Source organism: Nitrospira sp. SG-bin1, from assembly GCA_002083365.1.
In the GTDB taxonomy this organism is placed as follows: domain Bacteria; phylum Nitrospirota; class Nitrospiria; order Nitrospirales; family Nitrospiraceae; genus Nitrospira_D.
Window position 1 is genome coordinate 18,121 of the sequence record LVWS01000015.1, and the last position, 13,489, is coordinate 31,609.

Genomic DNA, 13,489 nt, shown 5'->3' on the forward strand with positions numbered 1-13,489 from the left:
GAAGTGTCCGTGCATCAGGCATGGGTCACACTTGGGTGGAGGAGACTCGAGTGTACGTCGGGTTTCCATCGGCAGCCGAACGAAGGCAGGTAGTCATAAAACCCCTCGTGGAACGAGCCTTTCCGAAGATCGTAGCCTTGAGCGCGGTTTCCCGAGCACAGTTGGAGAACGCCGTATGCGTCGATGTGAAATCGACGCAGCCCGCTACGGCAGGGACTTGTGTCCGGGAGGTGACGTTGACAGGCTTCCCTCCACAGTTGGGCGTCTTGCCGATGGAGTTCATCGAGATCCTGGGGTTGAAGGGCGAACCGAAAGGGAGTGCCGGAGCCGTCAATCGCGGGACGAATCTCCTCACCGAGTTTGTATCCGACCGAACCGAGTTCGTCCACGTATCGTTTGATGGCGATGATCTCGTGTCGGTTCAGCGTCATGGCCGTCGACTTGATGGTGAGGGGCAGGCCACGTTCACGAAGCAAGGCAATGGCTTGTTGGCACCGATGGAATGAGCCTGGTCCCAACGTCACCTGCTCGAACGTGGATTCCGTCAGCCCGTGCATGCTGATTTCGATTCGATGAGGGGGATGGGCCGCCAAACGGTCGGCGATGGACTCGGTGATCAATGTTCCGTTGGTGAAGAGGGTGACCAAGAATCCGAGACTAATGGCCCGTTCATAGATCTGAAAAAAGTCTGGCCGCGTGAGCGGTTCTCCTCCGGTCACACATAGTTCAAGGCAGCCCGCCTCGGCCAGTTCATCCATAATGCGGAGCAGCTCGACGGTCGAAAGTTCCTGACGGATCCGCTCCGGTTCATTGAAGCAGTCCGTGTAACACATGACACAGTGGAGATTACAACGACAGGTGACTTCCCATTGGCAGGCGAGGGGGAAGCGGTCGGGCAGCTGATCCAGCTTACGTCGCTGAACCATCGTGGACGGCGACCTCCTGAATCGCGCGAATCGACAGCAAGTCCGTCAACAAGGTCTCGAAGTCCCGATGCAGCTGGTCCGCCGCTACCTCGTATTCGCGACCCATTTCCTCTTCGATAGACAGCACCGACCGCGTCCCGTCGATATAGGACCACAAGGCGGCACCGGTTTCATTCAAGACGTAAATGCTGTTGGCCTCGGTCAGATTGCGGCGGATCGGGACCAGGATACATTCGCCCGCAACCTGTCGTTGCACGAAGTCGTCGCTTTTTGCGTACACGGAGGAGGGTGGCATCGCGGGGAGGATATCAAATATATCGTGTACCTTCTAGGGGTTTTCTTCACGATCCTCGCGGAAGCGAGACAAGGCATCAGTGGCCGGCAGCGGCGGAAGTCGGCCAGCTGAGAACCACGAATCCACTGTGCCAGCTGACAGCATGAATGGTCGCGCCGGTTTCGACGATCTCTGACCGGAGTTCCTCTTCTGTGGTGAAGAGATGCAAGAAGTGGCCTTGGGCACAGGTATCGCCGGGCTGGTAATTCGAATTGGCTCCCGGCAATTTCATGATGCGCGTAGCCAAGCCGTGTGTCAGTCGTTGGACGGTTGTTTCGGGTTCACGCACTACCATGAAGTTCAAAATAGCTCGCCCCTGCGGTTTGAGGAAGATGCGCAGACTTCGCAACCACGTTTGTCGTGCCGATCTTCCCGGGATGGCACTGTACATGACGCTGGGGAACAAGATGTAGTCGATACTCGCGGATGTCACCGGAATAGCCAAAAAACTACCTTGGACGAACCAGACCCGCGCGCCACGTGCCTTCGCCCGCTGAACTGCCCAGTGCAGGGCGCCGAAATGCAATTCGAGACCCAGCACGCGATAACCTTGTAAAGCAATGGCGATGGACTCCCGTCCCACACCGGTTCCGAGTACCAACACTGTGCCAGAACCGCTCATGTGGTGGGCCAATACGTTCTCTTCCCATGGTTCGAGCGCCCAGATAGGGGAGAGTTCTGGGTATTGAGATGGCGCATCATGATAGGTGTGTCCATAGTGGGCCTGAAGTAACCGGGTCAATTCTTCGGGAGTCGCTAAGGCAGGGAGCACACCGGTCAGAAGCTGCTGAATGCGAAACAGTAAGGTCATGATGCCGGTGCTGATACGATCAAAGATTCTGATGCAGAGGATTAGGACGCGCACACCTTATCCTCGATGATGGTCCAGGTATGGAGCAAGGAGAGCCGCCGCTTCAGTGGCTCCGGTGAGTGGAGGTGGAGCGGTCCGAGGGGCGGGTAATTCGCCGGCTTTCTTGAGTGTCGTATCCCACCGGCCTTGTGTGAAGTCACTCATGGAGAGTTCGACCCCCCTTCCATATCGATGGAGATAATCCACCAGCGGCTGTTCGTCGGCAAAATTATATCGGCGTACGTACACCATGGGGGTTTGTAGCGCAACGGCTTCCACCAAGGTTCCGTAGCCCGGTTTCGTCATGATGACATCGACTGAAGCCATTACGGTCTTGAAGGAAAACGGCAAGGAGGCGACGGCGATGAAGCGCTTACTGCCCCGCGGAATGGATCCATCGAAAAGGAACCGGTATCCGCTGACTGATTCCAATCGGTCGAACGGAAGAGAATCCAGGGGAATACCCCCGAATCCGACGAGTACGGTTTGTTCTCCCGGAGCCAACCCGAGGACCCGGCTCAACCGTCCTCGAGCGGACGGCGCAGGCTCGGCGATCGGTCCAATGTCGACGACACGGTGAAAGTTCTCCATTTGAGGAGCAGGTGTGATTCGCAGGGCGAGATCGGCTTGTGCATAGGCTTTTCGAACCGACTGGATGATCGTCGGACCATCGATCGACGATGGCGTGAGATACTCGGATAAGACCAGGTCCCAGGTAAAACTGACGAGCGCGACGGTGGGAATACCAGCCGCTTTTCCAGCCGCCATCGCCAAATACGGGGTATCGGCCAGGACGACGTCAGGGGCGGCGGCCGTCATCTCGTCTACTTCCTGCTGAAGCCGCGCTTCCCAAAAGCCATGAAACCGGTGGTGCTCACGCCAGGTCGCTTCGACATCGATCTTCAGCGGGCCATTTTGGACACATCCAATATCTTGTTTCGCCGTGCTCACATCCCATGGAGGGACGAGGCGGTCTTTGAAAAAGGAGCGAGGGACGGTCGTTCGCAGGAGTACGCGAAGGTTGGGAACGAGACGATGGAGCGCATTGAGAACCGGCACGACTTGTGCGGCGTGCCCAAATCCATGCCCCGAGATGGCGGCCCAGATCAGCGGCATAGGCTGGAGCGCGTGAGCGTCATGGGTACAGGGCGGAGGAGATAGACGCTCTTCAACTATTGGAGTGGTCCGATTCCATCGGAGTGATGTTGTACATCAACTCGAGGTCGAATTCCTCGATCAATTCATTGAAAGCACCGGCCCCTAAATCAGAACGAACTTCCGCCATGACAAGATCAATGGCGGGAGCGGCATGTTGGCCATATTGCGTGACAGCGGATTCGATTCGCTTTCTGGCATCGTCGAGATTCACGGAGAGACTCCTTTATGTAAGGATGCATTACAGCGAGCGCAGTAACTCTTGCATCTCGGGGACCAGGTCCCTGCCGCCGTTGGAGCGCCCGGAAAGCACGGCTTCGACCCCCGCGGTAAGAATGGACTTGGCCTCGGCCTTCCTGCCGAGTTGGACCAACGCACGCCCTAGCGCCAAATGAGAGGCCGCATGGGTCGGATCCAATTGTGTGGCGACGGTCAGGTGCTCGACCGCTTCTTCGAGGCTGCCGTTTTCCTGCAGGATTTTCTGGCCGAGTCCATAGCGGCCCAAGAATCCCTTGGGGTTCTTCACGACCATTTGGCGAAACGCGTCAATGTCCATCGATCATCGTGCCGGATGTGTGAACGGTACTATACCATTGAAACGACCAGATCGGCCAGACGAGATCGGTGGTGAGAGGAACGATCCAGTTTGCTTAGGGAGTCGTCGTGACAGGAACGAGAGAACGGGTGGACAGTGTAGAGGGACGTTTGGCTTTTACGGTTACCATGCGGATACCAGCGTCCGGCATCGGAGCACTGCTGGCCATGTAGAGTGTAGTGTCACGAACCAGTTGCCCCGCCAGATCGGTGAGGCAAGCTTCCGTCACATGTCCCTTCAGCTCATCGATCATGACCGGGGTAGCGCCGAACAATTTATAATGGACCGCACCGGATGAGGTCGATGCATATCGTTTGACATGGCCGTCCCAGCGTTCCAGCTCGAGGGCGACCGTTGCCGCATAGCCATATTCCAGGTCGATGAAGGGGGAGAGGAGGAACATGGAACCTCCGATGACAATCCCTTTGAATGCCGAGAGCCAGGAGTGAGGCTGAATATGTTCCTCGACGGTGATGCGCGCGGAGACGACCTTGTCGCCGAGAGAGTCGGACTTTTCTCCCAGGGGCAGCAATGCCGAAAAGAGATTGGTTTCTCGAAGGCTGCCTAAGATCCTTCGTTCGAGGTCGGCGGAGGGGTATTGGACTGCCTCGTTTCTTGAGAGGTGAAACGAATTCGTCACGAGCGGGACGCGCTCATCGTCGGGAAGCGAGTGTGTCGTGACTTCTCTGGGATCGGTTGAGGACGGTTTGACGTCGATCCATCTTGTGCATCCCATCGTGCCGCACAGGGCGAACCCTGCAAGACTCAAGACCGACCATCTAAGTATGTTCATCGTCATGATTGCCGTCTCCTCAGAAATAGAATGAAAATCCTGCAAAGGGCAGACTCGCATTCAGTCCGAGATTCGGAAAGGCCGTACCGGCGTTGGAAATGTGATGGAAGCGATAACCTGCATTGACCGCGAGTTGCGGCGTGACAAACCATGACACCCCCACGCCACCCGACAAAATGAAGTTGAATTCATTGGCTTGTTCCCGGATGCGACCCCCGAGATCCGTCCAAAACGGTCCGCCGGTGAATTCCGCATAGGGGCGAAGCCGACCCAATGCCACGAAGGTGTACTTGATTCTTGGCGTGAATCCGATGCCATGCGTCACGATCGGTTCTCGGAACTCAAGGTAGACCATCTCCGCGCCGAGCGAGACCTGCCCTCGATACCAACCGTCGCCCACCGGGTCGGTCAGCGTGATCATCCATGATGGCATCAGTGCCGGCCCATGTTGTTTGGTCGTATGGAGATCGGTGAGCCGGTGCGAGAACAGATAACCGGCGGTGAGTCCAACCTCTTGCGTGCCGACCGTGATCGTGGGCGAGACATCAGAGGCATGCGTGACGGAGGCTTCCATGATCAACCCGAGGATTACCGTTGTGACCGTTCGAGCGAACCAAGCCATGCCGTCTCCACGTCAATATCCTGTCGGTTGCTGTGCGGTAAAACTTGATCAACAGGGGTTCAGGTGTGACGATTCAAAGGTAGCAGAGGATGGAATTCTGTCCAGGAACTCGCCCGGGTCGAGTTGATGGGAAGTCAAAAAATATCAGACGGGGGATAACAATGGTCGAAGTGCACAAAGTCTGCTGGTGAGAGGGTCAGACGGATGGATTGAGCCGGGAGAGGTGGACGGTGTCGGTTTGAAGCTCAGGCAATGCATATCGTTCGTCGAGCGCGACCACTCGCGCGAGGCATCGCAGAGCGGAGACCGTATCCTGGCGAGTTTCGTACACCGTTGCCAGGAGGCGGAGTACCGCGGCCTCAGCCGGTTCGTTCCCGAGTTTGATGTAATGCTCCGAGGCGTTGTTCAAGCAGCGCTCTGCTCTGGTGAGATCTCCCTGATCGAGATAGCACTTGCCGAGCTGGCTATAGGTGACGGCGAGCCCTTCTTCGTTCCCGACCGTTCGGTGATGCTCGAGGGCTTGTTGGAATGAGGCCACGGCTTGATCCCACAGGCCATCACGGCCCTCTTGCAATGCGAGGTTGTTGTAGAGAATGCCGAGTCCACGGTGGTCTTGTAATTGACGCAGAAGATCCATGGCTTCGAGATAATAAGGGCGGGCTTTCTCCGGATGATCGGAGGCAATGTGCAGATTGCCGAGATTGACCAAGGTGTGAGCCACCGCGGTGAGATTGCGTTCGGTCCGTTGAATCTGGAGCACCTCCCGATAGCACAGTTCAGCGCGGGCGATGTCGCCCATGAGCGCGCAGGTGTTGCCGAGGTTCCCAAGCGAATCCGACAGCGCTTGCTGACTGCCGGCCAGTCGATCGTCGGCTGCCGCCGATTCCCAGGCGGCGAGAGCCTGGACCAGATCTCCGCGATGGAGAAAAATCCTGGCGCGATGTTTATGATCCTCGCTCATGACCCTATAAGGAGTCGGCTTTCAGAGTAATCCAACGCAGCTCTTACCACTCGACATCTGTCCTGGTTTAATCAATCTCCGCCCTTCGGCGTGTCGCGTTTATATTCCACCTGCAGCTCGTCCTGTTCCTCCAGGCCTAAACCAGCTCGGAACGAACCGTGGAGCTCAGTGATGCACTCGATATCCCGTGGATTCTTACCTCCTTGAGAGGCGAGATAGGCTTCAGACAATTTCAGACCAGTTTCGAAGTGGCGCGCGATCGTCTCCTCCGTGACCTGTTGCCAGGTGATGTAAATGCAGAATGCCTGAAAAGAATGGGCGTTGGGATAATGCCGAGCAAGGGCCAGCAAACCCTCATAGGCTTCGCGCGCGGTCGCACCGGCATTGGAGGAAAATGTGTCTTCCAGCTCAACAGCCGTATCCCAGTCCGGGCCGAGCTCAGTTTCGGCTTCGTGAAAAGCCTCTTGAGCGGCAAGAGCAGGATCAAAGCGCATAGAACCTCGTATCTCGTGCAGTCAGTATACAAACAACGAGGAGGATACTGGGGTAGAGGAATGGAGGTCAATGTGTCTTGCTCAGGCCATAGATTTACATTGTGCTAAGAGGCTCTGTAGACTGCACGTATCGTGAGATGAGCACTGAAAGCCCAATTCCCGGTACAATGCCTAAACCCGTTACACGCGATGCTGTCGATCGCATCATCTACTACCACGTTCAGACGAAGCACCATTTCAACCGCTATGCCCGCTCGCTGGGGTTTCTGGATTGGGTGAACCAGCCTGATCCGTTCCGGCGGTTCGAAGGTGCTGAGCTTACACCACTTTTAGTGCTCAAACCTGATGAAGAACCGCTCTCGCCGACCTATGAGGCGATGTATCAACAGGGAGCAGTTATGGCTCAGCCTGTGAATGTACGAAGCCTTTCTCGGTTCTTTGAATATGCCTTGGCTTTGTCGGCCTGGAAAAAAGCTGGAGAGTCAGAGTGGGCGTTGAGGAGTAATCCATCGTCCGGCAATCTGCATCCGACGGAAGGCTACGTGGTCTTACCGAAGATTGAAGGGCTCGACCTGACACCGGGACTCTATCACTATGCACCCAAAGAGCATGGAGTAGAGTTGCGGGCAGAGTTTCGTGCAGATGCCCTTAAACGTCTCCTGGAACCTTATCCTTCAGATGCCTTTCTCTTTGGACTCACGTCGGTCCATTGGCGGGAAGCGTGGAAATACGGTGAGCGAGCGTTCCGCTACTGCAATCACGATGTCGGGCATGCAATCGGAACGGCACGAATCGCCGCGGCGACGCTCGGCTGGGACATGGTTTTGTTGGACGGAGTGGATCAGGACACAGTGGCCATGTTGCTCGGAACAGATCGCAAAAAAGATTTTGGTGAGGCTGAACTCGAGCATCCCGACTGTCTGGCGGTCGTCTGGCCATCTGAAAATGTGAAGCGTGAAGCGTTGCGTGTAAAGCGCGCGCATTCGGAGATGCCGTTGTCTCTTGATCGGACCATTGTGGAAGAATTAGTTGCCGCAAGTTGGCATGGAAAGGCCAATCGATTGAGCCAAGAGCATGGCGTCCATTGGGACATCATCGATGAAGCAGCGGAAGCTTCATGGAAAAAACAGACCGATCAACTGATGATCAAGCTTCTCCGCAAGTCCTCTCCTTCACCAGATAGGCCTCACACTTTACGAACAAGGAGCGATCTTCGTCCGTCGGCTGGCCACATCATCCATCAGCGGCGGAGCGCTGTGGCGTTCGACGGCAAGACGTCGATTTCTGCCGCGATGTTCTTTCAGATGATGCTGCGTGTCATGCCGCGAGCCGAAGGTCCGCAGTTGGAACGGCCGATGCCGTGGGATGTCTGGCCCTATGATCCGGCGATTCATCTCATGATTTTTGTTCATCGTGTGGAGGGGCTCACGCCCGGATTGTATGTTCTCGTCCGCGACAGCAAGAAGCTGTCGTTCATTCAGCAAGCCATGAATCCTGAATTGGTCTGGACTGTCGCTCCAGGCTGTCCCGAAGGGTTGCCGCTCTATTGGCTCCTGGAGGGTGATGCGAAAAAACTGGCGGTACAGGTGAGTTGCCATCAAGACATTGCAGGCGACAGCGCCTTCTCGTTCGGCATGGTGGCGGAATTCGAGGGTACCTTGCGGGATCGCGGTGCCTGGTGGTATCCACGGATGTTTTGGGAAGCGGGATTGCTCGGGCAAGTCTTATATCTGGAAGCCGAAGCCGCCGGAGTACGGGCGACGGGAATCGGCTGCTTTTTCGATGATCCGGTCCACGAGATCGTCGGGATTCAGAATTTGGCTATTCAATCCCTCTATCACTTTACGATCGGTGGGCCGGTTGAAGATCGACGCTTGCAAACCTTGCCGCCGTACTATCATCTGCGGCCCGGTTTGTGAGGCTCGATGACCGTGAGGTAGCTATGTTCAAGATCAAGAAAAAAGCCGAGAAGCAGAAGCGGACGGTGCTCTATAACATCGTCGAAGACTATTCCGAGTTCGACGCTCCGGGCAATGTCACCGTCTGTGCGATGACGGAAGCGGAGGATCTCCCGATACACGCGAAGATCCTTGCAGAAAGTTACGACGTGCCGCTTGAGAGGATGACGGCCTTGCTGACAGAAGGAGGAACCTATGTGTATCCGGAAGTCGGTGGTATTTTCGCGCGAGGATTATTGGCCTGTTGGATTGATCTTTCGGGGCACGCGCCCAAACAAACCTGGACGTTGGACTTGATGCAATTCACAGAAGCGGAGCAGTTGGCTCGGACCAAATCAGTGCCTCTGCTCGATGCGGCGTTGGAGGTCTTTCATAGGACACTACCCGACGAGCTGAAAGCCAAACTCAAGCAGAAAAATCTGGGATTGGATTACCGAACGTTGGATCGGGCCGTCGCCAAGGGCGGTGACATCACATACATCGATTTCCGAAAGGACTGGTCTCCGCATTTCAAGCGGCTCTGCATCATGCCGGATGGTCGGCTTGTCGAAACCGGGGGGCTAGATGAGTTTGCCCAACTGCACGGCATCACAATGGCTCAGGCAAAAGCGCTTATTGAACAAGGTGGCACGCTCGAGGTGAACGGCGAAGTGTTGGCCTGCCAGATCGTGAACGGTCAGCCCGCGGTGGCGCGGTTCAGCGCAAAGAACTACGACAAGGCGAAGGACTTGGTCTCCTCGAAGGGCCTGCACTTGATGGACGCGCTCAGTCAAGTGGGATACAGTGATCCGGTGATGATGCGAGGGCTTGCACGGAAGGCGTTGAGTGCGCGCCCATGACGGGCGTGGTTCTTTATTCCAGCGGAAGGTCTGTCTATGAAGGCTTGGGGAATCTGTTGAAGCGTTTGTGAACCGTTACCCACGATAACCATATAACATGCCGCGGTTCTGTAGCGGTTGCGGCAAAAGACTTGAGTGTCCCACAAAATTGCTTAACGGAAGCATGGGAGCGATAGAGATGCCGGCTAGTAAGGCCCAGAGGAACTCACGCTGTAGCTTGACCCCTGTGAAAAGTATAACCTTCCGAGATGCCTCGCTGCCCATGAGCGATCTTCTCAAAGCGCGAGTGCGTGGGTCAACATATCTTGAGTCATGGTTGGGAGTAAGAGAGAGGAGGTGCTTACACCTAGGCGGCGAGTTCTTCCTTCACCGCCTCTAGGAGCTTATTAATGTCGAAGGGCTTTTCAAAGGCGCGCCGAGCGCCGAACAGTTTGGCGACGTCCAGGAAGTTGTGATCGCCTTGCGCTCCCGTGATGGCGATCACTTTGGCATCGAGATATTCGCGGGTCAGCTGAAGCGTCGCTTCCAGACCGTCCGTTTCGGGCATCAACAGGTCCATGATCACGAGATCGACGGGCTCCTTCTGGTAGAGCGTGAGTCCCTTACGGCCGTCTTCTGCTTCAAGCACGCGGTGCCCTGCCTTGACAAGGACCTCTTTCAGCAGTCCTCGAATAGATTGTTCATCATCAATAACGAGTATGGTAGCCATATGCTCTACTGATTTTTTCTGATCTTACCTGGTGCCCTTAAGACAGTCTAGAAAGAAAATGATTTCTGAGCTAGGTGCAAGCGGTGAATTGAGGATGAGTCCAATCGGCCTCATTTGCTCATGACAGGGGCAGACCTCATGTGCGCAGCGTAACGACTTCCTTTTTGCGAATGAAGGTAAAAGCATACAGATTTAATGTCTGAATGAATGTAAGGGCATACAGTTCTGATAAGCACGAGCCTATTTTGATCTCCTAGGGACAATATCGTTTGACCAAGTTTTTGATTTTTGTTACAAGGCGAAACGTTTGTTCCAATGATTACCATCTATTTAATTGAGGAGTTGTTTCAGTGAATACGACGGATCAGTCCAAGTGGGCCTGGAGTAGACGAGCGTTTCTTCAGGTTTCTTTGATAGGGACTCTCTTGCTGAGCGGACGGCTGGTCGGTCCTCAGCCCGCGCAGGCTCGTGAGCTTCCGGAAGGCAGACTGGCGTTGGTGAATGTCTGGACCAATGAGCGGCTGGACGTCACCTACCGCGACGAAGACGGAAACTATGACCTTGCGGCGCTCGACGATGTGAATTACCTCCTGCGGTGCCATTACACGGATGAAGTCGGGGCGATCGACGTTCGAGTGTTGGAGCACGTGAATCTCGTACAGAATAAACTCGGCATCCAGGAAGAGGTTCATGTAATTTCCGGTTTTCGGTCTCCCGAGTACAATGCCATGTTGGTTCGGACCGATCGACATGTCGCCAAAAACAGCTTGCATATGCAAGGGCAAGCCATCGATCTTCTCATTCCCGGTGTTCCTACGACAAAACTCCGCCAAGCCGCGCTCGAACTGCGGTACGGCGGCGTCGGCTTTTACAAACGTTCGAGCTATGTGCATTTGGATTCCGGTCCGTTCCGGTATTGGCATAGCTAATGTTCAATTACTGCCGCACTGGAATCTCTTCTCTTCCGGAATCTCCCTCCGCCATGAGCGGGAGAGTGGTGCTTTTGTCTTGGAGGTTCCGTCCTATGCTTGTCGCTTCAGCATAAGGACCGAAAGAGGTGGGAGGGTGATCGCCAGGGAGTAAGGGAAGCCGTGGCTCGGGGTTTCGGCAGCATGCATACCGCCTCCATTTCCGATGTTGCTGCCGCCGTACGCGATCCCGTCAGTGTTGATCAGTTCCCGATACCAGCCTGCTTCCGGGACGCCGATGCGGTAACCGTAACGGGGTACTGGTGTGAAGTTACATGCGCAGAGGATCGCTTCATTCGTGCTTTTAGCCTTACGAATGTAGGCGATGACCGAATTGTCCGTATCGCTGAAGTCGATCCACTGGAATCCGCTCCAATCGAAGTCGACCTCGTGTAGTGCCGGTTCTTGACGATAGAGCCGGTTCAAGTCACCGATCAGGCGTTGTAATCCCCGATGCGGCTCTCCCTCGCAGAGATGCCAGTCCAAGCTGGTGTCATGATCCCATTCCCGCCATTGGCCGAACTCTCCGCCCATGAAGAGCATTTTCTTGCCGGGATGGCCGTACATATAGCCGTAGAGCAGCCGGAGGTTGGCAAATCGCTGCCATACATCGCCGGGCATTTTATCCAATAAGGTTCGCTTGCCGTGGACTACCTCGTCATGAGAAAGGGCAAGGATAAAATTCTCGCTGAAGGCATAAAGGAGTCCGAAGGTAATTTGGTTTTGATGGAATCGACGGTAAAGAGGGTCGTACTGGAAAAAGGCCAGCATGTCGTGCATCCACCCCATGTTCCACTTGAACGTAAAACCGAGTCCTCCTGCATAGGTCGGTCGAGACACACCCGGCCAGGCCGTGGATTCTTCCGCGATCGTGACGGCTCCCGGAAATTCTCGATGGATGAGGACGTTGAGCTCTTTCAACAGTGAGACGGCTCCCAGGTTTTCCTTCCCGCCAAATTCATTCGGAATCCATTCACCGGCTTTTCGGCCGTAGTCGAGATAGAGCATGGACGCCACGGCGTCCACGCGCAATCCGTCGATGTGGTATTTGTCCAACCAGAAGAGTGCGCTGTTCAAGAGAAAGGTGCGCACTTCGACTCGATCGTAATTGAAAATTCGGCTGTGCCAATCGGGATGATAGCCGCGTCGCGGATCGGCATGGTCATAGAGGTGTGTGCCGTCGAACAACGCCAATCCATGGGGATCGTCCGGGAAATGCGCCGGGGCCCAGTCCATGATGACACCGAGCCCGGCTTGATGAGCCGCATCGATGAATGCCATGAATCCACAAGGATCTCCATACCGGCTGGTGGCGGAAAAATAGCCGGTCGCTTGATAGCCCCAGGATCCGTCGAAGGGATGTTCCGTCACCGGCAGCAGTTCCAAGTGCGTGTATCCCAGATCTTTTGCGTAAGGGATCAGCGTTTCCGCCAGCTCTTCATAGGTCAGCCAACGATTGTTCTCTTCCGGCACCCGCATCCATGATCCAAGATGGACTTCATAGATGGAGAGGGGGGCGGTCAGCGGATCCCATGCTGCTCGAGCGGCCATCCACGTCTCGTCATGCCAGGTGTAGGCGGACACGTCACGCACGATCGACGCCGTTCGTGGGCGGAGCTCGCTTGCGAAGGCGTAGGGATCGGCCTTTCTGAGCACATCGCCATGTTCTCGGGACCGAATCTCATATTTGTAGAGCGTGCCTTCCGGCAGGTCGGGAATGAACAGTTCCCAGAGCCCGGTCGAGCCTCGACTCGTCAGGGGATGGCGGAGACCGTTCCAACCGTTAAAGTCGCCGATCACGCTGACACGTGAGGCGTTGGGAGCCCACACCACGAAATGCACTCCGGAGACGCCGGAAACGGTCCGGATATGGGCGCCGAAAGTCTCGTAGGCTTTATAGAGAGTTCCTTCGGCGAAGAGGTGCAGATCAAAATCCTTCAACAGCGGGGGAAAGGCATAGGGATCATGAATATCCGCAACGGTCCCGTCCTGGTATGTGACGCGAAGCTTGTAGGACGGCGCCTGTGTGATCTCCGGAAGAAGGGCTTCATACAGCCCTTCCTCATGAAGACGCGACATGGGCCACAGGCTGGAGTCGAAGACAACCTCTACATCCTTGATGTGGGGAAGCCAAGCACGGACCGAGAGGAACGGGCGGCTGTCGATCATCGAGGCATGCGGGCCTAGAATCGAATGAGGGGCCCAGTGGGTTCCCGCAATGAGGCGATCGAGGTCATCTTGTTGAAGGGTCGGCTCAAGGGGCATCACATTATCCTACTGGCTAC

15 protein-coding genes are annotated in these 13,489 nt (G+C 55.6%); 3 read left to right on the forward strand and 12 right to left on the reverse strand.

Annotation, left to right across the window (positions count from 1 at the left end; translation table 11 throughout):
- Positions 1 to 14: 14 nt before the first annotated feature.
- The 10 genes from A4E19_15620 to A4E19_15665 all read right to left on the reverse strand — a co-directional run bounded on the left by A4E19_15620 (position 15) and on the right by A4E19_15665 (position 6,730).
- On the reverse strand, positions 15 to 926 hold the full coding sequence (locus tag A4E19_15620; GenBank protein ID OQW35885.1) for a hypothetical protein: 912 nt from the start codon (positions 924 to 926) through the stop codon (positions 15 to 17).
- The gene (locus tag A4E19_15625; GenBank protein OQW35886.1) at positions 910 to 1,221 is read right to left on the reverse strand and encodes a hypothetical protein; all 312 of its coding nucleotides are present in this window, start codon (positions 1,219 to 1,221) and stop codon (positions 910 to 912) included. Before A4E19_15625 ends, A4E19_15620 begins: the two co-directional genes overlap by 17 nt.
- A gap of 76 nt (positions 1,222 to 1,297) precedes the next feature.
- A complete protein-coding gene (locus A4E19_15630) occupies positions 1,298 to 2,125 on the reverse strand; it encodes a hypothetical protein (protein ID OQW35887.1) in 828 nt (275 codons plus the stop codon).
- 3 nt (positions 2,126 to 2,128) lie between these two features.
- Entirely contained in the window at positions 2,129 to 3,226 is a 1,098-nt protein-coding gene (locus tag A4E19_15635; GenBank protein ID OQW35888.1) for a hypothetical protein, read from the reverse strand.
- A 52-nt stretch (positions 3,227 to 3,278) separates the two neighbouring features.
- Positions 3,279 to 3,479: a hypothetical protein gene (locus A4E19_15640; GenBank protein OQW35889.1), complete on the reverse strand. Its 201-nt coding sequence runs from the start codon at positions 3,477 to 3,479 to the stop codon at positions 3,279 to 3,281.
- A gap of 27 nt (positions 3,480 to 3,506) precedes the next feature.
- The gene (locus A4E19_15645; protein OQW35890.1) at positions 3,507 to 3,821 is read right to left on the reverse strand and encodes a hypothetical protein; all 315 of its coding nucleotides are present in this window, start codon (positions 3,819 to 3,821) and stop codon (positions 3,507 to 3,509) included.
- A 94-nt stretch (positions 3,822 to 3,915) separates the two neighbouring features.
- Complete coding sequence (locus A4E19_15650; protein ID OQW35891.1) at positions 3,916 to 4,659, reverse strand: hypothetical protein; 744 nt, start codon at positions 4,657 to 4,659, stop codon at positions 3,916 to 3,918.
- Between the two features lie 13 nt (positions 4,660 to 4,672).
- Positions 4,673 to 5,275 (reverse strand): hypothetical protein, encoded by a 603-nt coding sequence (locus tag A4E19_15655; protein OQW35892.1) that lies wholly within the window; start codon positions 5,273 to 5,275, stop codon positions 4,673 to 4,675.
- 196 nt (positions 5,276 to 5,471) lie between these two features.
- A complete protein-coding gene (locus A4E19_15660) occupies positions 5,472 to 6,236 on the reverse strand; it encodes a hypothetical protein (protein OQW35893.1) in 765 nt (254 codons plus the stop codon).
- Between the two features lie 71 nt (positions 6,237 to 6,307).
- Complete coding sequence (locus A4E19_15665) at positions 6,308 to 6,730, reverse strand: hypothetical protein (protein OQW35894.1); 423 nt, start codon at positions 6,728 to 6,730, stop codon at positions 6,308 to 6,310.
- 167 nt (positions 6,731 to 6,897) lie between these two features.
- Here A4E19_15665 and A4E19_15670 point away from each other — a divergent pair, with 167 nt between their 5' ends.
- Entirely contained in the window at positions 6,898 to 8,649 is a 1,752-nt protein-coding gene (locus A4E19_15670) for a hypothetical protein (GenBank protein OQW35895.1), read from the forward strand.
- Positions 8,650 to 8,672: 23 nt separating this feature from the next.
- A complete protein-coding gene (locus A4E19_15675) occupies positions 8,673 to 9,527 on the forward strand; it encodes a hypothetical protein (protein OQW35896.1) in 855 nt (284 codons plus the stop codon).
- Positions 9,528 to 9,873: 346 nt separating this feature from the next.
- Here A4E19_15675 and A4E19_15680 read toward each other — a convergent pair whose 3' ends face one another.
- On the reverse strand, positions 9,874 to 10,236 hold the full coding sequence (locus A4E19_15680; protein OQW35897.1) for a histidine kinase: 363 nt from the start codon (positions 10,234 to 10,236) through the stop codon (positions 9,874 to 9,876).
- 350 nt (positions 10,237 to 10,586) lie between these two features.
- Between A4E19_15680 and A4E19_15685 the strand changes: the two genes are divergently transcribed.
- The gene (locus A4E19_15685) at positions 10,587 to 11,165 is read left to right on the forward strand and encodes a hypothetical protein (GenBank protein ID OQW35898.1); all 579 of its coding nucleotides are present in this window, start codon (positions 10,587 to 10,589) and stop codon (positions 11,163 to 11,165) included.
- A gap of 93 nt (positions 11,166 to 11,258) precedes the next feature.
- On the opposite strand, the gene A4E19_15690 is transcribed toward A4E19_15685, so the two are convergent.
- Positions 11,259 to 13,469 (reverse strand): 1,4-alpha-glucan branching enzyme, encoded by a 2,211-nt coding sequence (locus A4E19_15690; GenBank protein OQW35899.1) that lies wholly within the window; start codon positions 13,467 to 13,469, stop codon positions 11,259 to 11,261.
- Positions 13,470 to 13,489 lie beyond the last annotated feature (20 nt).